This window comes from Sinorhizobium sp. FG01 (genome assembly GCF_002531875.1).
GTDB lineage: Bacteria > Pseudomonadota > Alphaproteobacteria > Rhizobiales > Rhizobiaceae > Sinorhizobium > Sinorhizobium fredii_C.
The window spans coordinates 16,681-38,018 of sequence record NZ_NWTB01000028.1; the positions used below are offsets into that span (position 1 = coordinate 16,681).

Here is a 21,338-nt window from a genome sequence, read left to right on the forward strand (position 1 = left end):
GTTCGCCATGTCCGGTACCGTTTCTCCGCTCGCTCCGAAAACCTTTGCTGAAATGCCGCCCCTTCGCGGCGTGCGCATGGCGACCGCCGCCGCGGGGATCAAGTACAAGAACCGCACTGACGTGTTGATGATGGTCTTCGATCAGCCGGCGGCGGTGGCCGGTGTCTTCACGCGTTCGAAGTGCCCGTCCGCCCCCGTCGACTTCTGCCGTAGAAATCTCCCGGGCGGTCACGCACGTGCCGTGGTCGTCAATTCGGGCAATGCCAATGCCTTCACCGGCAAGAAGGGCAAAGAGGCGACCGAACTCACCGCGCAGTCCGCCGCCCGGGCGGTCGGCTGCAATGAGGGCGAGATTTTCCTGGCCTCGACGGGCGTGATCGGCGAGCCGCTCGACGCCACCAAGTTTGCCGGCGTGCTCGACGGGCTCGCGGCATCGGCCAAGGAGGACTTCTGGTTCGAGGCCGCCAAGGCGATCATGACCACGGACACCTATCCCAAGGTCGCGACCCGTAGCGCCGAGATCGGCGGCGTCACGGTCACCATCAACGGCATCGCCAAGGGTGCCGGCATGATCGCGCCGGACATGGCGACCATGCTTTCCTTCGTGGTGACCGATGCCGACATCGCACCCGCCGCACTGCAGGCGCTGCTTTCGGCCGGCGTCGGCCCCAGCTTCAATTCCGTGACGGTCGACAGCGATACGTCCACTTCCGACACCTTGATGCTGTTTGCCACCGGCGCTGCGGCCAAGGACGGGCAGGCGAGGGTGGAGGATGCGGGCGATGCGCGGCTCCAGTCCTTCGGGAGGGCGCTCAACGACCTGCTGCGTGACCTGGCGCTGCAGGTCGTGCGCGACGGCGAAGGCGCGCGCAAGATGGTGGAAGTGACCGTCGAGGGCGCTGAGAACGACGCTGCCGCCAAGCGCATCGCGCTTTCGATCGCCAACTCGCCGCTTGTCAAGACGGCGGTTGCCGGGGAGGACGCCAACTGGGGCCGGGTGGTCATGGCGGTCGGCAAGTCCGGCGAGATGGCCGAGCGCGACAGGCTGGCGATCTGGTTCGGCGACGTCCGCGTCGCCGTCGAGGGCGAGCGCGATCCGGCCTATTCGGAAGCGGAAGCGACCGCCGTGATGAAGGGCGAGGACATTCCGATCCGCGTCGATATCGGCCTCGGTCCGGGTCGCGCAACGGTCTATACCTGCGACCTCACCAAGGAATATGTCGAGATCAACGGCGATTACAGAAGCTGATGCGGTCGCTCGCTTGATCGGGACGGGATATGACATCGAACGACAGACGGCCGCCGGTCGAGAGCGGGGCGGTTGGAGCAAGCATGGTTGATCTTCCCAGTGTGCGGCGCCTCGAAGCGGTGGGCTTTCGCGCCTGGCCCGCCGCGACGGTCGTTTATGACGGCAGCTGGCTTATCCGACTGACCGCCGGGCATCCCTCCAAGCGCCTGAATTCGATCAATCCGCTCGATCCGTCCGATTATCGCGACATTGCCATCCGGCTCGAGAAGGCGGCGCGGCGCTTTGCCGAACATGGCCGGCCGCTTACGGTCCGGCAGACCCCGCTCACACCGCCGCAACTCATCGCCTACATGGACGGCGAAGCCTGGACATCCTTCAGCCGCAGCCTCGTCATGGAGCTCGATCTCGCGCAGGGTGAGCTCGGCGAGGGCATGGACCACCTGCCGATCAAGGATCTCGGCCGTTTTGTCGACGCGAGGCTCCAGATCGGCAAGGGCGATCCGGCGACCAAGCCGGTGCTGGCCGAGATCATCAACGCCATCAAACCCGAATGCGGCCTTTTTCTCTTCGAGGATCGCGACTTCGGCCCCACGGCCGTGTCGCTCGTCGTTCACGACAACGACCTGGCCGGCATCATGCAGTTCTCGGTGGCGGAGTCCGTCAGGCGCCGGGGCGTCGGCAGGGCGCTTCTCGACGCGTCACTGCGCTGGGCACGCCTGCGCGGCGCCAGAAAGGCCTGGCTGCAGGTGGAAGCCGCCAACACGGCAGCAATCGCGCTCTACCGGAAAGCCGGTTTCTCCGAGGTTTATGATTACCTTTATCGCACGCCGAGGATCTGACGCATGGAAGTAGCGGCAAAGAAGATCGTGCTCGTTGCAGCCTGTGCGCTAGTCGACTCGGACGGGCGCATTCTCCTGGCGCAACGGCCCGAAGGAAAGCCGCTTGCCGGCCTCTGGGAGTTCCCCGGCGGCAAGGTCGAGGCCGGCGAAACGCCGGAGGAGACGCTGATTCGCGAACTCGAAGAGGAACTCGGAATTCGCACCAAGGTCGCCTGCCTTGCACCTCTCACCTTCGCGAGCCACAGCTACGACGACTTTCACCTGCTGATGCCGCTCTACATCTGCCGGCGCTATGAGGGTTTTGCCGAGGGGCGGGAGGGCCAGCTGATCAAATGGGTGCGCCCGAAGGCCTTGCGTGATTACCCGATGCCGCCGGCGGACGAGCCGCTGATCCCGTTCCTGATGGATCTCCTTTAGGCGCAGGGCGGAAGGCGGCATTCCGGGTGCTGCCGCGTCTCATTAATAAATTTGTCTGTGATCGGAGGAAAACCGAGCGTCAACGCCGGTAAACTCCCCTAAATTCCAAGATTTATTAATCAAAAGTTTATCACCCTCCTTCACAATCGAGCCTATCAGTTTCGGCGCGCCCCGATCATTGGCCGCGCCGGTTTCGGGCAGCTGTGGTGAGGTCGAAGCTTGGGAAGGGTGCTTCGCCCCGCTCTCTGAGGTGTTTGTGAGGCTGGAATGGTGGACGAGGATTTCTGGAGGACAGTTCAGGACAAGGATCTGGTGGCGAGCCAGTCCCGCCGGACGGGCGTGCTCAATCTGTCGCTGCTGTTCGGCACGGCAGTGATCGCGCTGACGCTGATCCTGACGCCAATGCTTTCATCGAAGGGCGACAAGCGGATGCTCGCAAACACGCCGATCGACTACGACAATATCTCCACCGGCTCGATTCCCTCCGGCGGCACGGCGAAGCGCTACACCGTGCGCCGCAGCGTGCTTCAGGAAATGCCGGGCGCCGTCTGCATCATCGATGCAAACGGCAGCAGGAGCGGGTGCTGATTCGAGCGAATACGCGCAAGCCCCGCGTCTTTCGCTGCCATTGACCATAGGACGGTTGGGAGCTCCTCGAGGACCTCGCCGCCGTCATGGGGCCGGAGGACGCATGGACAAGCTGAGATCTCTCCTTCGCAGCCGAGACGGTGCGACCGTCGTGGAGTATGGTCTCATCGCGGCCCTGATTTCCGTCGCCCTTCTCCTCGGCTTTCAGAACTTTTCCAACGAATTGCTGAATGTGCTGAATTTGATCGCCGATGCGATGGAAGACTCCTGGACATAGTCCAGTCCGGGCGATACCGGCACGAGTTGGGCAAAATGCCCTGTCAGGACTGCTTCCCCGAGTCCTTCAGTGCGTGTTCGCTCACCCCGAGCGCATCCGACAGCCTCTGCTTGGCCGAGCCGGGCTTCAGCGGTTTCTGCTGGCTCTCATGCGGCGCCCAGCCCGAGACATAGATGATCGAGAAGGTCGCGCGAACCCGGCCGTCCGGATCGGAGAAGCGTTCCGCATAGATCTCGGCCGCTCTCAGGAAGAAGCGGCGCGGCACCGGCCGGCGGCTTCTGGCCTTAAGCGGGTTGGTCATGCCCATTGCCCGCAAATCCTTGAGAAGCCCGAAGAGCGAATCGTAGCGAACCGTGTAGGTTTCCGCGTCGGCGACCGGCAGGGCAAAACCCGCGCGCTGCAGAAGCCCGCCCATGTCGCGCACGTCGGCGAAGGGCACGACCCTTGGGCTCGCTCCGCCGGTCAGTTCCGCTTCCGCCGAAAGCAGGCATTCGCGAAGCTCCTGCAACGTGCCGCTGCCGGGAATCGCGGCAAGGAAGAGCCCGTCCGGCTTGAGGGCGCGGCGCGCCTGGATGAAGACGCCGGGCGTATCGTTGGTCAGATGCAGCGACAGCGGCGACACCAGCAGATTGACAGTTTGCGCTTCCGCCGGGATGCCCTCGAGGGGGGCAATGGTAACCGGAGCATGGGGCGAGCCGAAGCCTTCGTCGGTTTCCACTCGCTCGATAGTGCCGACCTTTCCCGTTTCGGCGAGGCGGGCGGCGGCGGCGCCGGTGTAGCCGTGCAATTCCATGGCTCTGTCGAAATACCGGTCGACGACACTGACGCGATCTGCCAGTTCCTGCGCCACGATATCAAGAAGGAAGGTCGCTTTCGGGTCCGCCCGGCGCAGCGCTTTGCGGCGGTGCGCCTCGACGAGGCTCTGGTCAAAGACGATTTCCACGATACTCTCTCCGAAATCACGGATGCAAAGAAACCCTGAAGGGGACAAAGTCAACCTTATGGAACGGGACGGTTGGAGAAATCGGGCGAAGCGCTGGAGAGCGCTGTTTCAAACGTTCGGCGGGGCGGCGGTCAATCTGGTCTTCCCGCCCGTCTGCTGCGGTTGCGGTCGGCTGACCGGCGATGCGCATGCCGTCTGCCCCTCCTGCTGGGCGGAGCTGCGCCTGATCGAGCGACCCTATTGCGAAATCCTCGGCTCGCCCTTCGCCTTCGATCCCGGCCCGGGGGCCGTTTCGCCGCAGGCGATTGCCAATCCGCCGCCCTTCCACCGGTTGCGTTCCGTGTCTCTCCTCGAGGGAATTGCCCGCGATCTGGTGCATGGGCTGAAGTATCGCGACCGCACCGATCTCGCGCGGATGATGGCCGAATGGATGGTCCGGGCCAGCGACGGCGCCGTCGCGGCGGCCGATATGATCGTGCCGGTGCCGCTCCACGCATTTCGGCTCTGGCGGCGAAAGTTCAACCAGTCGGCGGAACTGGCGCGCTGTGTCTCCGAACGGGCCGGTAAGCCCTATCGTCCCGATGTGCTTCGCCGTATCAGGCGCACGCGCCGGCAGGTCGGGCTCGGGGCGCGGGCACGCGAGGAGAATGTCCGCGGCGCCTTTGCCGTACCCGAGAGCGCCAAATCCTCGCTCGTGGGGAAACGCATCGTCCTCGTTGACGACGTCTACACGACCGGCGCAACGGTTTCCGCCGCGACCCGCGCGCTGAGACGCGCCGGAGCCGCGGAGGTCACGGTTTTGACCTTTGCAATGGCGTTGCCCGAGCCTATATGACGAAAAAACGGCCGGCACTGGTGCCGGCGAAGGAGCAGTTCGAAACCATGGCTTCGGTCGTCATTTATACGCGTCAGTTCTGTGGCTATTGCACAAGAGCGAAGAAACTTCTGGAGAGCAAGGGCGTCGATTTCGTCGAGCACGACGCGACCTATGACCCGGCGCTTCGCCAGACGATGATCGAAAAGTCCAATGGCGGGAGGACCTTTCCGCAGATCTTCATCAACGACGTCCCGGTCGGCGGCTGCGATGATCTGCATGCACTCGATCGGGCCGGCAAGCTCGACGAGATGCTCGCCGCTTGAGTTAAGGCGAAGCGCACAGTATCGCACGAAAGCTCAAAGGAATGGTCCGGGTCGGGTAGACCCCACGCTCTGGCTTGGGAGAAAAGGGCAATGAGTTTCAAGGCTGCAGCCGTCCAGATGTGCTCCGGCGTCGATCCGGCGAGGAACGTCGAAACGATGGTCAGGCTGGTGCGACAAGCCGCAACGCAGGGCGCCAGCTATATTCAGACGCCTGAAATGACCGGGGCCATCCAGCGCGACCGGGCGGGGCTGCGTTCGGTAATTAAAGACGAAGCCGACGATCTCGTCTTTGAGGAGGCGGCGCGTCTTGCCGGCGAACTCGGGGTCTATCTCCATGTCGGCTCCACGCCGATCGCGCTTCCGGACGGCAAGGTCGCCAATCGCGGCTTCCTGTTCGGGCCGGATGGCAAGAAGATCTGCGACTACGACAAGATCCACATGTTCGATGTCGACCTCGACAATGGCGAAAGCTGGCGCGAGAGCGCCGTCTATCGGCCGGGCGCCACGGCGCGCATGGTCGATCTACCCTTCGGCAAGCTGGGTTTTGCGATCTGCTACGACGTCCGCTTTCCGGAGCTCTTCCGCCAGCAGGCGGTGGCCGGCGCGGAGATCATGTCGGTGCCGGCGGCGTTCACCCGTCAGACCGGCGAGGCGCATTGGGAAATTCTGCTGAGGGCTCGCGCCATCGAGAACGGGCTTTTCGTCATTGCCGCTGCCCAGGCCGGGCAGCACGAGGACGGACGGGAGACCTTCGGACATTCGATGATCGTCGATCCCTGGGGCAGGGTGCTTGCCCAGGCCGGCCCGGCCGGTGAGGCGGTCCTTATCGCGGAAATCGACGTGGCGGCGGTCAGCGGCGCGCGAGGGCGCATACCCAATCTCAGGAACGCCCGCGATTTCGTGCTCGATCAAGTGGTCCCGGCTGGAAAAGGAGGCGTTGCAGCTTGATCCGCTACAATTTGTCCTGCGACAATGGCCATGGATTCGAAGGCTGGTTCTCGTCGAGCGGCGACTTCGACCGGCAGGCCAAAGCTCATCTCGTCACCTGCCCCACCTGTGGTTCCGGCTCGGTCAGCAAGCAGTTGATGGCGCCAACCGTCTCCACCGCCCGCAAGAAGGAAGCCCGGCAGGCCCTCGTCATGGACCAGGCGCAGAAGGAGACGATCGCCAAGCTTCGTGAAATGGTCAAGACGATCCGCGCCAACGCCGAAGATGTCGGCGAGCGCTTTCCCGAGGAGGCCCGCAAGATCCACTATGGCGAGGCCGACCAGCGCGGCTTGATCGGCAAGGCGACCGCGGAAGAGGCGACCGCGCTGCTCGAGGAAGGCATTGAGATCGCGCCGCTGCCAGTGCTTCCGGACGACACGAACTGAGCGGCCCGGCCGGCGTCCTCAAATCGGCCGTTTGGCGACGATCATGTAGTTGACGTCCATGTCCTTCGACAGGTTCCATTGATTGGCAAGCGGGTTGAAGAACACGCCGGTGCGGTCGGCGACCTCCATGCCGCTCGCTTCGAGCGGCTTTTCGAGTTCTTCCGGGCGGACCAGCTTGTCGTATTGATGGGTGCCGCGCGGCAGCCAGCGCAGCACGTTCTCGGCGGCGAAGATTGCGAGGGCAGCGGCCTTCAGGGTGCGGTTGATGGTGGCGACGAACATCAGGCCGCCGGGCCGCACCATATGGGCGCAGGTGGTCATGAAGAAGTCGACATCGGCGACATGCTCGACGACTTCCATGTTGAGGACGATATCGAAGCTCTCGCCAGCCTCGGCCAAAGCCTCGGCGGTCACGGCGCGGTAGTCGACGTTGACGCCGCTGCCCGCCGCATGCGCCTTGGCGATGCCGATATTCTTTTCAGAAGCGTCCGCACCGAGAACATCCGCGCCCATGCGCGCCATCGGCTCGGACAACAGCCCGCCGCCGCAGCCGATATCGAGAAGGCGCAGGCCTTTCAGCGGCTGCGGGCTCTTCGGATCCCGGTCGAACTGTTCGCACACTTTGTCGCGGATATAGGCGAGGCGCACGGGGTTGAACTTGTGCAGCGGCCGGAACTTGCCGGTCGGATCCCACCATTCGGCCGCCATTGCCGAGAAACGGTCCACCTCGCTCTGGTCGATCGTCGTGCGTGCCGTCTCGCTCATCGGAGCCTCCTCGCGTATCGGGTCCGGGCAGAAACGTCGCGCCCGAAATCCGCCCTGTCGAAAGGTGAAGTCGGACGATCGACGGGCGATGTCAAGGGGCGGCTTTGCAAACCGCCTCAAGCCTTGGCGGGCTGATAGTGCAGGATGACGACGCCGGATTTTAGCGGGCGGACATGGGTGAGGTCCAGCTTGGTGCGCTCAGGGATGTTCTGGAAGAGCGGAGTGCCTTTGCCGAGGAGCACAGGATTGATGCCGAGACGGTATTCGTCGACCAGTCCACAGGCGGTCAGGGTGGCGGCAAAGTCGGCGCTGCCGAAGATGAAGATCGTGCCGCCGTCGCGCTGCTTCAGGCGCTCGACCTCGGCGACGGCGTCGCCGGAGACGAGTGTCGTGTTGTTCCACTCGGCGCTCGTCAGCGTCTTCGAGAAAACGTACTTTTCCGCCCCGTTCATGAAAGTGGCGATGTTGCCCTCGGCCGAGGGCCAATAGGCGGCCATCATCTCGTAGGTGACGCGTCCGAAGAGCAGCGTACCGGCTTCCAACTGCGTCTCGCCGATATAGGCGGCAAGCTCGTCCTCGAAGACGAACCAGTCGATGTCATGCCCCGGCGCCTCGAAGAAGCCGTCGACACTGACCATGTCCCACATGATGACCTTGCGCATTGCCCTTCCTCCCGTTGAACGTCGCCGCCTGACTTTCGCTCAGGTCGGAGAATGACAAAACTGCAGCAAGTTTGCAAGTGGTGCTAATATTGAAGCATTGCGATCGCAGATGTTTGCTGCCAACTTAGAGAGCAGGAATCGGCGTGAGACGGTGGTGAGGCGATGAGAGATCGGATCGGCTGGGCGGTAGAGATGCTTGCGCCCGAGGCATCCGAGTGCATTCTCGAGATCGGCTGCGGTCACGGCTTGGCGGCGACGATGGTGTGCGACCGGCTCGTCGACGGTCGGTTGCTTGCGATCGACCGTTCGGCGGCAATGATCGAGGCCGCGCGGCGGCGAAATGCCGCCTTCGTCGCCGACGGGCGAGCCGAGTTCGTGGTCGCGGAACTCGCACGGGCCGAGTTTGGCAGCGCCGTATTCGACAAGGCTTTTGCTCTGCGCGTCGGCATTTTCGCGCGCGGCAATCCGGAGCGCGAGCTTGCCGTCCTAGCCAGGCACTTGTCGCCGTTCGGACGGCTCTTTCTCTTTCACGACGAACCCTCGCGCATTGCCAACGATCTCGTGCCGCGCCTCGAAGCGGGTGTGTGCCGCAGCGGCTGGATGGTGGAGGCGCGGGCGACGAATCGGGTTCGCGGTTGCGACGTCGCCTGCGTCGTGGCGAGACACCCGGATTTCGCCGCCTGACGTCCGGCCAGATCCTGGAAACCTGCCCCCGACGCTCAAGTCTTCCTCCACCCTCCCATTGCACGCCGCCCGCTGATCCGCTAAGAGACGCCGCGACTTTCCGCTCCCCGCAGCGGTGGCTGGCCGATGTCCGAGAAGTCTCTGCTTTTTGATCGTCAGGCGCCGGCGGGAGTGCTGTCGGGCGCAGGCGCGAAACATGTTGGTACGGTAGAGGCGAAATGGCACGCATCGTGATGAAATTCGGCGGGACTTCCGTCGCAGATTTGAACCGCATCCACAATGTCGCCCGCCATGTAAAACGCGAAGTCGATGCCGGCCACGAGGTCGCCGTCGTCGTTTCCGCGATGTCCGGCAAGACCAACGAGCTGGTCGGCTGGGTCGAGAACATGCCGAAGGTGGCGGGCTCGAATGCGCCGTTCTACGATGCGCGCGAATATGACGCGGTGGTCGCCTCCGGCGAGCAGGTGACCTCCGGACTGCTGGCGATCGCCCTGCAGTCGATGGGCATCAACGCCCGCTCCTGGCAGGGCTGGCAGCTGCCGGTCAAGACCGACAACGCCCATGGTGCGGCCCGCATCCTCGACATCGACGGCGCCGATATCATCCGCCGCATGGGCGAGGGTCAGGTGGCCGTCGTTGCCGGCTTCCAGGGGCTCGGCCCCGACAATCGCGTCGCGACCCTCGGCCGCGGCGGCTCCGACACCTCCGCCGTCGCCATCGCCGCTGCCGTCAAGGCCGACCGCTGCGACATCTACACCGACGTTGATGGCGTCTACACGACCGATCCGCGCATCGAGCCGAAGGCGCGGCGATTGAAGAAGATCGCCTTCGAGGAAATGCTGGAAATGGCTTCCCTCGGCGCCAAGGTCCTGCAGGTGCGCTCGGTCGAGCTCGCCATGGTGCACAAGGTGCGTACCTTCGTACGCTCGTCTTTCGAGGATCCCGATGCGCCGGGCATGGGTGACCTTCTGAACCCGCCCGGAACGCTGATTTGTGATGAGGATGAGATCGTGGAACAGGAAGTCGTAACCGGCATCGCCTATGCCAAGGATGAAGCCCAGATCTCGCTGCGGCGCTTGGCCGACCGGCCGGGCGTTTCCGCGGCGATCTTCGGCCCACTCGCCGAAGCCCATATCAACGTCGATATGATCGTCCAGAACATTTCCGAAGACGGCTCCAAGACGGACATGACCTTCACGGTCCCGTCCGGCGACGTCAACAAGGCGCTGAAGGTGCTCTCCGACAACAAGGAGAAGATCGGCTACGACGTCGCGCAATCGGAATCCGGCCTCGTCAAGGTTTCGGTCATCGGCATCGGCATGCGCAGCCATGCGGGTGTCGCCGCCTCTGCCTTCCGAGCGCTCGCCGAGAAGGGCATCAACATCAAGGCGATCACCACCTCCGAGATCAAGATTTCCATCCTGATCGACGGTCCATACGCGGAATTGGCGGTTCGCACTTTGCATTCCGCCTACGGTCTCGATAAGAGTTAGACAGCAGGCATTCGATTGGGGATTCGCGGCCGCCAAGGGCCGCGCCTCCCGTCACGTGCCGTCGTATATTCTTATTCGGGAGACCCTACGCGATGAGAGACCTTTCCGCGGGTCCGCGCGTTCTCCTCAAGCGGTTGCGCGAGCTCATGGCGGAACCGCTCGAGCCGCAGGAGCGCCTTGACCGTATCGTGCGCCAGATCGCGCAGAACATGGTCGCGGAAGTGTGCTCCGTCTATGTGCTGCGCTCCGACGGCATTCTCGAGCTTTACGCGACCGAAGGTCTGAACAAGACCGCGGTGCACTTGGCACAACTGAAGATGGGCCAGGGTCTCGTCGGCACGATCGCCGCCTCGGCGCGCCCGCTCAATCTCTCCGACGCGCAGGCGCATCCGGCCTTCACCTATCTCCCCGAGACCGGCGAAGAGATCTACCACTCCTTCCTTGGCGTGCCGATCCTGCGCACCGGGCGTGCGCTCGGCGTTCTGGTCGTGCAGAACAAGGCGATGCGCAACTATCGCGAGGACGAGGTCGAGGCGCTCGAGACGACCGCCATGGTGCTCGCCGAGATGGTCGCGACCGGCGAGCTCAAGAAGATCACCAAACCCGGACTTGAGCTGGACCTTTCGCGCCCCGTTGCGATCGAGGGCAACAGCTATGGCGAAGGCATCGGCCTTGGCTATGTGGTGCTGCACGAGCCGAGGATCGTCGTCACCAACCTGCTCAACGAGGATACGGAGCACGAACTGCAGCGCCTCGCCGAGGCGCTGGGGTCGCTGCGCATCTCGATCGACGACATGCTGTCGCGGCGCGACGTGTCGATGGAAGGCGAGCACCGGGCGGTGCTCGAGACCTACCGCATGTTCGCGCACGATCGTGGTTGGGTGAGAAAGCTCGAGGAAGCGATTCGCAACGGCCTGACGGCCGAGGCGGCGGTCGAGAGAGTGCAAAGCGAGACGAAGGCAAGGATGATCCGGCTGACGGATCCCTATCTGCGCGAGCGGATGCATGACTTCGACGATCTCGCCAACCGCCTGCTGCGCCAGCTCTCCGGCTACGGCGCCAAGCTTTCCGCCGCCGATTTCCCGAGCGACGCGATCATCGTCGCGCGCGCCATGGGCGCGGCGGAACTGCTCGATTATCCGCGCGAGAACGTCCGCGGCCTCGTCCTGGAAGAGGGCGCGGTCACCAGCCATGTGGTGATCGTCGCGCGCGCCATGGGCATTCCGGTCGTGGGGCAGGCAGCAGGAGCGGTGGCGCTTGCCGAAAACCGCGACGCGATCATCGTCGATGGCGATGACGCTAAAGTGCACCTGCGCCCGGTCGCCGACCTGCAGCGCTCCTACGAGGAAAAGGTGCGCTTCCGCGCCCGCCGCCAGGCGCAGTTCAGGGCGCTGAAAGACGTCGAGCCGCTGACGAAGGACGGCAAGCGCATTACGCTGCAGATGAATGCCGGGCTCCTGGTCGATCTACCGCATTTGAACGAAGCGGGCGCCGAAGGCATCGGCCTCTTTCGCACCGAACTGCAGTTCATGATCGCCTCCACCATGCCGAAGGCGGAGGAACAGGAAGCGTTCTACCGCAACGTCTTGAAGCAGACGGGCGGCAAACCGGTAACCTTCCGCACGCTGGACATTGGCGGTGACAAGGTCGTGCCCTATTTCCGCGCGGCGGAAGAGGAAAATCCGGCGCTCGGCTGGCGCGCCATCCGGCTGTCGCTCGACCGGCCGGGCCTGCTGCGGACCCAGTTCCGAGCGATGCTGCGCGCGGCTGCCGGCGCCGAGTTCAAGCTGATGCTGCCGATGGTGACCGAGGTGTCGGAACTCAAGGTGGCGCGCGAGCTCCTGCAGAAGGAGATCGAGCGGCAGTCGAAACTCGGAGAGCAATTGCCGCGCAAGCTGCAGTTCGGAGCGATGCTCGAGGTGCCGGCTCTGCTCTGGCAGCTTGACGAACTCATGGCCGAGGTGGATTTCGTCTCGGTCGGCTCGAACGATCTCTTCCAGTTCGCCATGGCGGTCGATCGCGGCAATGCCCGCGTTTCCGACCGTTTCGACATTCTCGGTCGGCCGTTCCTGAGAATGTTGCGCGACATCGTGCGCGCCGGCGAACGCAACGACACGCCGGTGACGCTCTGCGGCGAGATGGCGAGCAAGCCGCTTTCGGCCATGGCACTGCTCGGTATCGGCTTCCGCTCGGTATCCATGGCCTCGACTGCCGTCGGGCCTGTCAAGGCCATGCTGCTGGCGCTCGACGCCGACAAGCTGGCCGAAGTCCTCAATGCCGCCCTGGACGATACAAAATCCGAAACGCCGATCCGCCAGCTTCTGGTGGATTTCGCGGCGGCGAACGGCATACCGGTATAGATTGATCGAAAGCGTCTTCATCCTCGTCCGAACCGGGTTCGGGCGAGGCGGACGTGTTTGGAGTGAAACTTGGCAAAGCTTCCTGTTGAAAAGATGCGCGAGCTCGAACGGCGTTTCGCGGAGATCGAGGCGCGCATGTCCGCAGGCCCCGCGGCCGACGTCTATGTGAAGCTCGCATCGGAATATTCCGAGCTCCAGCCGGTCGTGACGAAAATCCGCGTCTACGAGAAGGCGGTCGCCGAGCTTGCCGATCTCGAGGCCATGCTCGCCGACCGGGCGACGGACAAGGAGATGCGCGACCTCGCGGAAATGGAAAAGCCCGAGGTGGAGGAGCGGATCGAAGCGCTCGAAGAGGAGATCCAGATCCTGCTCCTGCCGAAGGATGCGGCCGACGAAAAAAGCGCCATCCTCGAAATCCGCGCCGGCACGGGCGGGTCGGAAGCGGCGCTCTTTGCCGGCGATCTGTTCCGCATGTACGAGCGCTACGCTGCGGCCAAGGGCTGGCGGGTCGAGGTGCTCTCGGCGAGCGAGGGCGAGGCCGGCGGCTACAAGGAAATCATCGCGACGGTTTCCGGGCGCGGCGTGTTCTCGCGGCTGAAATTCGAGTCCGGCGTCCACCGGGTGCAGCGCGTACCCGAAACGGAAGCGAGCGGCCGCATCCACACCTCTGCGGCGACCGTCGCCGTTCTGCCGGAGGCAGAGGAGATCGATATCGAAATCCGCCCCGAGGATATCCGTATCGACACGATGCGCTCTTCGGGAGCGGGCGGCCAGCACGTCAACACCACGGATTCGGCAGTCCGCATCACCCACCTGCCCACCGGCCTCGTCGTCACCAGCTCGGAAAAGTCGCAGCACCAGAACCGCGCCAAGGCGATGCAGGTGCTGCGTTCCCGACTCTTCGACATGGAGCGCCAGCGCGCCGACAGCGAAAGGTCGGCCGACCGCAAGAGCCAAGTGGGGTCCGGCGACCGTTCGGAGCGTATCCGCACCTACAACTTCCCGCAGGGCCGCCTGACCGACCACCGTATCAATCTGACGCTCTACAAGCTCGACCGGATGATGGAGGGTGAGATCGACGAGGTCGTCGACGCCTTGCTTGCGGACCACCAGGCAAGCCAGCTCGCCCTGCTCGGCGAACGGCAGAATTGAGCCGGGGATGCGCGAGACATTGGACAGGCTGCTTTCCGAGAGCCGCGATCGGTTGAGGGCCGCCGGCATCGAACATGCGGCGGTCGATGCCAGGCACCTGATTTCCGGTCTACTCGGCCTGTCGCTCGCCGGCTTTATGGCAAGGGGAGGCGAGCCGGTCAGCCCAGAAGATGCAGCGCGTATCCGCGCGGCGATCGACCGCCGGATGGCACGCGAGCCGGTCTACCGCATTCTTGGCGAGCGCGAGTTTCATGGATTGGCCCTGTCGCTTTCGAGGGAAACGCTGGAGCCGCGGCCGGACACCGAAACGCTTGTCGACTGCCTGATCCCCCATGTGCGCCGCATAGCCGCGGGCAAGGGACACTGCCGGCTCATCGACCTTGGAACCGGCACCGGTGCCATTTGCCTCGCGCTTCTCGCCGGGGTACTTGAAGCGCGTGGCACCGGTACCGATATATCGGAAGACGCCTTGGCGACGGCACGCGAAAACGCGAAGAGGAACGGGCTCGCCGAACGCTTCCTGACGCTTAGGAGCGATTGGTTCGAGGCAGTGGAAGGGCGGTTCGACGTCATTGTCTCAAATCCGCCGTATATCCGGTCCACTGTCATAGATGAGCTTGAGCCGGAGGTCAGAAACCATGATCCGGCTGCCGCCCTGGATGGCGGAATTGACGGGCTTGACGCTTACCGTGCCATCGCTCAACACGCCGGCCGCCATCTCGAAGCGGACGGAGTTGTAGGCTTGGAAATCGGTTTCGATCAGAAGCAGGCAGTTACGGCGCTGTTCCAAGCGCAGAGCTTCCGACTGCTTGAGAGCCGAAAGGATTTCGGCGGCAACGACCGGGTCCTAATATTCGGGCAGGACGTCAAAGGCAGCATCACCGTTGAAAAAATGCTGCACTAGCGCCCTCTTTTCTGGATGAGCAAAGAAAGGGCTTGGAATCGCCAAGGAAGCGGGCTAGTTTCTGGCCGCGCACTGGGCAGAAGGTCATGGACCAGAGATTCGTTCCAGTATGACCTGGCCACGGGGATTGCTCTCAAGAAAGAGTTGCTAGGGTTCAACAGGGCCTTGTGCGGGTACCTGTTAATTTGACGTCAGCCGGCGCCGGGACCGCGAACAGGCGGTCTGCCGTGGCGCGTGTTTTCTCGGGCGCGGACAATCCGGCCGGGATACGGAACCATATGATTATCATCAGCAAGAAAATTCAGGTGAATGGACGATGAGGCCAGGACAGCAGAACAAGCGCGGCCGTGGGCGGAATAACAACAACGGAAGCAATAACAACAATAACAACCGCAAGGGATCCAATCCCTTGACGCGGACGTACGACAGCTCCGGCCCGGATGTGAAAATTCGCGGTACCGCCCAGCATATTGCGGAAAAATACGCCGCGCTTGCCCGCGACGCCCAGAGCGCCGGCGACCGTGTCATGGCAGAAAACTACCTGCAGCATGCCGAGCACTACAACCGCATCATTGCGGCGGCACAGGCGCAGATGCAGGATCGCTTCCAGCGCGAAGAGCGCCAGGACTATCAGGACCGCGACCTCGACCGCGATCAGGACGATCTGGATCAGGTCTATGCCGAGCCGGCCCCGGCCGCCGCAGCACCCGCCCAGGCGCCTGCTCCCAGCGAGCCGCAGCCGGTTATCGACGGTTCCGGCCCGCAGCCGGTGATCGAAGGCATGCCCGCCGAAGTGGCGATGGAGGAGGAGACGTCGGTGGCGTCTTCCGGCCGCACCGGCTCGCGGCGCCGCAGCGCCTCCCGCCCGCGTCGCCAGCCGCGCCGCAATGCAGGAGACGAGCCCGCGGCTGAAGGACAGCCTGGCGGCGACGCCCCGGTCCTGGCGGCATCGGAATAGCGCCAGAAATACGAGATTTCCCTATCTGAAAGCCCGGCCGGACGGCCGGGCTTTTTGCATCGGTTAAATGCCAGCTCGCGAGCCCGGCGGCTCCGCAGGCCTTCGCCATGCACCGGAAAGATTCCCGGAACGCCGCTTTCCGACGCCCTTTAATTTCCGAAAATATCGCCCCATATTCGCTTCGAAGACTTGGACCCCCGCAACGCTGGGACGAGCCGTCACTACAGCGCCGCACGTCGTATTGGACGCGCAAAGATCGCTGTAGCACCTTAAATCGAAAGCGATTTAAGGAGACATGCAGTAGCGGGCTTGCCGAATGCGGGAGCCTGATCCTGAAACGCCGGCCAGTGCCACAACGATGGGCTCGCCGGATCATGGAGGTAAGACATGAATATCGAGAAGTATTCCGAGCGGGTACGCGGCTTCCTGCAATCGGCGCAGACCCATGCGTTGGCCGAAGGGCACCAGCAATTCACGCCGGAGCATGTCCTCAAGGTATTGCTCGACGACGATCAGGGCATGGCCGCATCGCTCGTCGAACGCGCCGGAGGCGATGTGCGCGAGGCAAGGGCGGGCACGGTCGCGGCGCTGGCGAAGCTTCCGAAAGTCACGGGCGGCAGCGGTTCCGTCTACCTGTCGCAGCCGCTCGCCAAGGTCTTCACCGCCGCGGAAGAGGCGGCGAAGAAGGTCGGCGACAGTTTTGTAACCGTCGAGCGCCTGCTGCTGGCGCTGGCGATGGAAAGCTCGGCCGCGACCGCCGCCATCCTTACGAAAGCCGGCGTAACGCCGACGAAACTCAACCAGGTCATCAATGAAATCCGCAAGGGCCGGACGGCCGACACCGCCAATGCCGAGCAGGGCTTCGATTCCCTGAAGAAATACGCGCGCGACCTCACCGAGGAGGCACGCGACGGCAAGCTCGATCCGGTGATCGGCCGCGACGACGAAATCCGTCGCACGATCCAGGTGCTGTCGCGCCGCACCAAGAACAATCCGGTGCTGATCGGCGAGCCGGGAGTCGGCAAGACCGCGATCGCCGAGGGCCTGGCGCTTCGTATCGTCAATGGCGACGTACCGGAAAGCCTCAAGGACAAGCGGCTGATGGCCCTCGACATGGGCGCGCTGATTGCCGGTGCGAAGTACCGCGGCGAGTTCGAGGAGCGGCTGAAGGCCGTGCTCAACGAGGTGCGCTCGGAAGAGGGCGAGATCATCCTCTTCATCGACGAGATGCATACGCTGGTCGGCGCCGGCAAGGCGGACGGGGCGATGGACGCTTCGAACCTCCTGAAGCCTGCGCTGGCACGTGGCGAGCTGCACTGCGTCGGCGCGACCACGCTTGACGAGTACCGCAAGCATGTCGAAAAGGATGCGGCGCTTGCCCGCCGGTTCCAGCCGGTGTTCGTCGAGGAGCCGACGGTCGAGGACACGATCTCGATCCTGCGCGGCCTCAAGGAAAAATACGAGCAGCACCACAAGGTGCGGATATCCGACTCCGCGCTGGTGGCCGCGGCGACGCTTTCCAACCGCTACATCACCGACCGTTTCCTGCCCGACAAGGCGATCGACCTCATGGACGAGGCCGCCTCGCGGCTCAGGATGCAGGTCGACTCCAAGCCGGAGGAGCTCGACGAACTCGACCGGCGTGTCATCCAGCTGAAGATCGAACGCGAAGCCCTGAAGAAGGAGACCGATGCTTCCTCGAAGGACCGCCTCGAGAAGCTTGAGCTCGACCTTGCGGCGCTTGAGGAACAGGCCGCGACCCTGACCGCCCGTTGGCAGGCGGAAAAGCAGAAGCTCGGCCGGGCGGCGGACCTCAAGAAGCAGCTTGATGAGGCGCGCAACGAACTCCAGATCGTCCAGCGGAAGGGTGAATTCCAGCGGGCAGGCGAGCTTGCCTATGGCGTCATCCCGAATCTCGAGAAGGAGCTTGCCGAGGCCGAGAGCCAGGACGGCTCGAGCGCCAATGCCATGGTGCAGGAGGTGGTCACTCCCGACAACATCGCCCATGTCGTCTCGCGCTGGACCGGCATTCCGGTCGATAAGATGCTCGAGGGCGAGCGCGAAAAGCTGCTGCGGATGGAAGACGAGCTGGCCAAATGGGTCGTAGGCCAAGGTGATGCCGTCCAGGCCGTGTCCCGCGCCGTCCGACGCGCCCGCGCGGGGCTCCAGGATCCGAACCGGCCGATCGGCTCGTTCATCTTCCTGGGGCCCACCGGCGTCGGCAAGACGGAGCTTACCAAGGCACTTGCCCGCTTCCTCTTCGACGACGAGACGGCGCTGATGCGGATCGACATGTCGGAATACATGGAGAAGCATTCGGTCGCCCGGTTGATCGGCGCACCCCCCGGCTATGTCGGCTATGAGGAGGGCGGTGCGCTCACCGAATCCGTCCGCCGCCGGCCCTATCAGGTCGTGCTGTTCGACGAGATCGAGAAGGCGCATCCGGATGTCTTCAACGTGCTCCTGCAGGTGCTCGACGACGGCCGCCTGACGGACGGTCAGGGCCGCACGGTCGACTTCAAGAACACGATGATCATCATGACCTCGAATCTCGGTGCCGAATACCTGACCGGCCTCGGTGAGAACGAGGACAGCGACGCCGTCCGCGACCAAGTCATGGAAGTGGTCAGAGCGGCCTTTAGGCCCGAATTCCTGAACCGGGTGGACGAGATCATCCTGTTCCACCGGCTGCGCCGCTCGGAGATGGGGGCGATCGTCGACATACAGCTCGAAAGGCTGCGCAAGCTGCTCGGCGAGCGGAAGATCACGCTGGAGCTCGAGGAGGAGGCGCGGGCCTTCCTTGCCGACAAGGGCTACGACCCGGCCTATGGTGCGCGGCCGCTGAAGCGGGCGATTCAGAAATATGTCCAGGACCCGCTGGCGGAAAAGATGCTGCAGGGCGAGTTCTCGGACGGATCGGCGATCAAGATCGTTGCGGGTTCCGACCGGCTGAACTTCAAGCGCGGCACGCCCGCGGCAAAGGAAGCCGCCTAAGCATCTCTCAAAATGCGAAAAGGCCGCCCGCAATAGGGCGGCCCCATTCGTGTCTCGTCTCCGTCCCTCGTGGAGACGCTACTGGCTTGCGACCTGGCTCGGATCGTCCTTGCCGAGAAGTTCGTCGATGCGCTCCCGCTCCTTCTCGAATTTTGCCAGCACCTCGCCGGAGAGCGACTTGCCGCCCGGCAGGCGGATGCGCAAGGGGTCCACCTTGTTGCCGTTGACGATCAGTTCGTAGTGGAGATGCGGGCCGGTCGACAGGCCGGTGGTGCCGACCCAGCCGATCACCTGGCCCTGCACGACCTTTGCGCCCGCCTTGACGTTCTTGGCGATGGCGCTCTGGTGATTATACGACGAGACATAGCCATTGGCGTGGCGGATCAGCGTCTGGTTGCCATAGCCGCCCGAATCCCACCCGGCTTTTTCGACAACGCCGTTGCCGGCTGCGATGATCGGCGTGCCGCGCGGCGCCGACCAGTCGACGCCCGTGTGCATTCGCGAGAAACCGAGGATCGGGTGGCGGCGCATGCCGAAGCCGGACCGGAAGTGGCCGTTCGGAACCGGATTGCGCAACAGGAACTGGCGGATGCTCTTGCCGGCCTCGTCGAAATAATCGATCGAATTGTCGTCCGGATCGTGGAAGCGGTAGAACCGCGTCTCGGCATCCCCGAATTTGGCATCGACATAGAGAAGTTCGGACTCTTTTGTCGCCTGCCCGCTTTCATCGGTGACCGAGAAGAAGGCTTCCAGCGAATCCGTCGGCTTGAGCTGTGCCTGGAAATCGACATTGCTCGCCAGCAGCTTGACAATCAGCGAGATCATCTCGGCATTCATGCCGTAGGAGAGGGCGGCCCGATAGATGCCGTCATAGACGCGCGGCAGATCGTGACCGCTGGTGATCACCGGCGTTCCGGTATCGTCGAAGGCGGTGGCGACGGCATCGAGCTTCGGAGGCTCGGCTCCGGGCACGAAACGGCCGCGATCGTCGACGGCCATCGTCAGCACGTGCCGGTTGCGCGAATAGACCGTCGCCCGCACGATCCTTGCTTCTTCGCCTTTCTGGATGATGCCGATGCGCAGGACGTCGCCCGCGCCAAGCTCCTTCGCCCCGAGCGCCGTCTCGATATATCCGGCCGCGTCGTCGGCCTGGGCCCTGGCATAGCCTGCATTCACGAGCACCGTGGCGATCGGCGTGGCGCGCCGGACCGGGATGACGTCGTCGGCATATTCCGTGCTCTGCTCAGTGATGGTCTCGTGGGTCGAGACGGTCATGTTTTCTTCGACGATCCGGGCCGACAAGCCCTGGATCAGGTCGAGGTTGTTCGCGTCGGAAGCAAACCGCTGCGGGTCGACATAGAAGAGGGAGGCGACCTGGGTGTTGCCCTCCGTCAGCACGGAGCCGTTGGTGCGGACATTTTCTTCGACTTCGTCGAGCGACATCGATGGGGCGAAACTGAAACCGGATCCCTTCAGTGGAAAATTCACGGTCTTCAGCGCCACTTCGGATTCCACGTCCGAGCCGTAGATGGTGCCGGTTTTCGCCGGCGGCGGTTCGGCTTCTGCCTCGTCGGTCGAGAAGATCGCCAGCGGGTCGAAGGCGGGATAGTCCTCGGAAGCCTGATGGTTGGCGGCAAGCGCCATCTTCACGTGAACGAAAGGCTGGCGGCGGACCACTTCCTTCTCGCCGTCATGGATCATCGTCGAGACTTCCATGACCGTTTTGTCTGCCGGCTTGGCGACGATGTTGGGCGAAAGAATCCGGTTGCCGCGTTTGGCGGCACTGATCGGCGCTGCGCCGGGCGCGGCGGGATCGACCGCCGCGAAAGCTTCCGCCGGGATCGCCAATTGCTGGCGACCGTCAAGCGCGGCGAAAAGCGCCACTCCCATCAAGAGGCTCGAGGTAATGCCGGTCAGGAACGTGCCCGACAGCCAGCGCATGGAGATTTCGCGCCTGTCCGGCGCGCGGCGTCCATCCGCAAGGATCGGCGGTTGATCGCCGAGCGACCGCAGCATGTTCCTGTTGCTGATCATGCCAAACTGGAGGTCCCCGATTGCTCTTGCCGTATTCTTAACGTCGATACGTTGCGCGAAAGATGTGCATGTTCCGCACACCGAAGTCAAATCGCCGGCCGGAGGCCCCACGTCGCGTGCCTAAACGCCGATGACGCTTAGATCGGTCGATTGTGAAAAAGTGAGGGCAAGAGGGTTTTCCACAGGCGGCGATCATGCTGGCAGAACAACTCGGTAAGCCGCAAAGGCCTGAGTTCTCGGGCGTTGTCAGAAAACTGTCATTTTTTTAAAAATGTCTGTTGACGTGTCTGAGGTGTGGGGTCTATAAGCCCGATCACTGACGAGGGCGGCGGCGCTGCTGGCGACGACGACTTTCGCTCTAGGGTTTCCTTTGGATTGGCGGATGCTGATTTTGGGGCTGGGACGCGAGTTTTGGCCGATTGGGAACGTTGACGGGAGTTTTTTCCGTCGGTTTTTTGACAATTGAAGATAGAGAAAGAGAAACGTGGGCGGCGGAGCTCGCGGGA

At 63.5% G+C, this 21,338-nt stretch carries 21 protein-coding genes; 16 read left to right on the forward strand and 5 right to left on the reverse strand.

The window, feature by feature from the left end; genetic code table 11:
* Positions 1 to 7: 7 nt before the first annotated feature.
* The 5 genes from argJ to CO656_RS27515 all read left to right on the forward strand — a co-directional run bounded on the left by argJ (position 8) and on the right by CO656_RS27515 (position 3,370).
* Positions 8 to 1,249: a bifunctional glutamate N-acetyltransferase/amino-acid acetyltransferase ArgJ gene (gene argJ / locus CO656_RS27495; RefSeq protein WP_097527924.1), complete on the forward strand. Its 1,242-nt coding sequence runs from the start codon at positions 8 to 10 to the stop codon at positions 1,247 to 1,249.
* A gap of 29 nt (positions 1,250 to 1,278) precedes the next feature.
* Complete coding sequence (locus tag CO656_RS27500; RefSeq protein WP_176536704.1) at positions 1,279 to 2,088, forward strand: GNAT family N-acetyltransferase; 810 nt, start codon at positions 1,279 to 1,281, stop codon at positions 2,086 to 2,088.
* A gap of 3 nt (positions 2,089 to 2,091) precedes the next feature.
* Positions 2,092 to 2,505 carry an 8-oxo-dGTP diphosphatase MutT gene (gene mutT / locus CO656_RS27505; RefSeq protein WP_037426561.1) on the forward strand — a complete coding sequence of 138 codons (414 nt, stop codon included), beginning with the start codon at positions 2,092 to 2,094 and terminating at the stop codon, positions 2,503 to 2,505.
* 267 nt (positions 2,506 to 2,772) lie between these two features.
* Positions 2,773 to 3,093, forward strand: coding sequence for a hypothetical protein (locus CO656_RS27510; protein WP_037388500.1), 321 nt, complete (start codon positions 2,773 to 2,775; stop codon positions 3,091 to 3,093).
* A gap of 103 nt (positions 3,094 to 3,196) precedes the next feature.
* Positions 3,197 to 3,370 carry a Flp family type IVb pilin gene (locus tag CO656_RS27515; RefSeq protein ID WP_037426562.1) on the forward strand — a complete coding sequence of 58 codons (174 nt, stop codon included), beginning with the start codon at positions 3,197 to 3,199 and terminating at the stop codon, positions 3,368 to 3,370.
* Between the two features lie 43 nt (positions 3,371 to 3,413).
* Here the strand turns inward: CO656_RS27515 and CO656_RS27520 are convergent, their stop codons facing one another.
* A complete protein-coding gene (locus CO656_RS27520) occupies positions 3,414 to 4,313 on the reverse strand; it encodes a class I SAM-dependent methyltransferase (protein WP_097527913.1) in 900 nt (299 codons plus the stop codon).
* Positions 4,314 to 4,371: 58 nt separating this feature from the next.
* On the opposite strand from CO656_RS27520, the gene CO656_RS27525 reads away from it, so the two are divergent.
* The 4 genes from CO656_RS27525 to CO656_RS27540 all read left to right on the forward strand — a co-directional run bounded on the left by CO656_RS27525 (position 4,372) and on the right by CO656_RS27540 (position 6,826).
* Positions 4,372 to 5,148: a ComF family protein gene (locus tag CO656_RS27525; protein ID WP_234819659.1), complete on the forward strand. Its 777-nt coding sequence runs from the start codon at positions 4,372 to 4,374 to the stop codon at positions 5,146 to 5,148.
* Between the two features lie 47 nt (positions 5,149 to 5,195).
* Positions 5,196 to 5,453 (forward strand): glutaredoxin 3, encoded by a 258-nt coding sequence (gene grxC / locus CO656_RS27530; RefSeq protein WP_037426574.1) that lies wholly within the window; start codon positions 5,196 to 5,198, stop codon positions 5,451 to 5,453.
* A 90-nt stretch (positions 5,454 to 5,543) separates the two neighbouring features.
* A complete protein-coding gene (locus tag CO656_RS27535) occupies positions 5,544 to 6,401 on the forward strand; it encodes a carbon-nitrogen hydrolase family protein (RefSeq protein WP_097527915.1) in 858 nt (285 codons plus the stop codon).
* Positions 6,398 to 6,826 (forward strand): DUF1178 family protein, encoded by a 429-nt coding sequence (locus CO656_RS27540; protein ID WP_097527916.1) that lies wholly within the window; start codon positions 6,398 to 6,400, stop codon positions 6,824 to 6,826. The genes CO656_RS27535 and CO656_RS27540 overlap by 4 nt, the downstream gene beginning before the upstream one ends.
* 18 nt (positions 6,827 to 6,844) lie before the next feature.
* Here CO656_RS27540 and ubiG read toward each other — a convergent pair whose 3' ends face one another.
* On the reverse strand, positions 6,845 to 7,591 hold the full coding sequence (gene ubiG / locus CO656_RS27545) for a bifunctional 2-polyprenyl-6-hydroxyphenol methylase/3-demethylubiquinol 3-O-methyltransferase UbiG (protein ID WP_097527917.1): 747 nt from the start codon (positions 7,589 to 7,591) through the stop codon (positions 6,845 to 6,847).
* A 116-nt stretch (positions 7,592 to 7,707) separates the two neighbouring features.
* Positions 7,708 to 8,253: a dihydrofolate reductase family protein gene (locus CO656_RS27550; protein WP_097527918.1), complete on the reverse strand. Its 546-nt coding sequence runs from the start codon at positions 8,251 to 8,253 to the stop codon at positions 7,708 to 7,710.
* Positions 8,254 to 8,415: 162 nt separating this feature from the next.
* Between CO656_RS27550 and CO656_RS27555 the strand changes: the two genes are divergently transcribed.
* From CO656_RS27555 to clpB, 7 genes are all read left to right on the forward strand, one after another.
* A complete protein-coding gene (locus CO656_RS27555; RefSeq protein ID WP_097527919.1) occupies positions 8,416 to 8,937 on the forward strand; it encodes a class I SAM-dependent methyltransferase in 522 nt (173 codons plus the stop codon).
* A 218-nt stretch (positions 8,938 to 9,155) separates the two neighbouring features.
* Positions 9,156 to 10,430: an aspartate kinase gene (locus CO656_RS27560; protein WP_037426588.1), complete on the forward strand. Its 1,275-nt coding sequence runs from the start codon at positions 9,156 to 9,158 to the stop codon at positions 10,428 to 10,430.
* Positions 10,431 to 10,522: 92 nt separating this feature from the next.
* Positions 10,523 to 12,790 (forward strand): phosphoenolpyruvate--protein phosphotransferase, encoded by a 2,268-nt coding sequence (ptsP, locus tag CO656_RS27565; RefSeq protein WP_037426591.1) that lies wholly within the window; start codon positions 10,523 to 10,525, stop codon positions 12,788 to 12,790.
* Between the two features lie 69 nt (positions 12,791 to 12,859).
* A complete protein-coding gene (gene prfA, locus CO656_RS27570) occupies positions 12,860 to 13,942 on the forward strand; it encodes a peptide chain release factor 1 (RefSeq protein WP_097527920.1) in 1,083 nt (360 codons plus the stop codon).
* Positions 13,943 to 13,949: 7 nt separating this feature from the next.
* A complete protein-coding gene (gene prmC / locus CO656_RS27575) occupies positions 13,950 to 14,846 on the forward strand; it encodes a peptide chain release factor N(5)-glutamine methyltransferase (protein ID WP_097527921.1) in 897 nt (298 codons plus the stop codon).
* 316 nt (positions 14,847 to 15,162) lie between these two features.
* Positions 15,163 to 15,804 (forward strand): DUF4167 domain-containing protein, encoded by a 642-nt coding sequence (locus CO656_RS27580; protein ID WP_037426600.1) that lies wholly within the window; start codon positions 15,163 to 15,165, stop codon positions 15,802 to 15,804.
* Between the two features lie 387 nt (positions 15,805 to 16,191).
* Positions 16,192 to 18,798, forward strand: a complete 2,607-nt coding sequence (clpB, locus tag CO656_RS27585) for an ATP-dependent chaperone ClpB (protein WP_097527922.1) — start codon at positions 16,192 to 16,194, stop codon at positions 18,796 to 18,798.
* A gap of 78 nt (positions 18,799 to 18,876) precedes the next feature.
* Here the strand turns inward: clpB and CO656_RS27590 are convergent, their stop codons facing one another.
* A complete protein-coding gene (locus CO656_RS27590) occupies positions 18,877 to 20,832 on the reverse strand; it encodes a M23 family metallopeptidase (protein ID WP_097527923.1) in 1,956 nt (651 codons plus the stop codon).
* A 246-nt stretch (positions 20,833 to 21,078) separates the two neighbouring features.
* Positions 21,079 to 21,338, reverse strand: a 260-nt coding sequence (locus CO656_RS30585) for a hypothetical protein (protein WP_210202576.1), incomplete at its 5' end; no start/stop codon positions are given.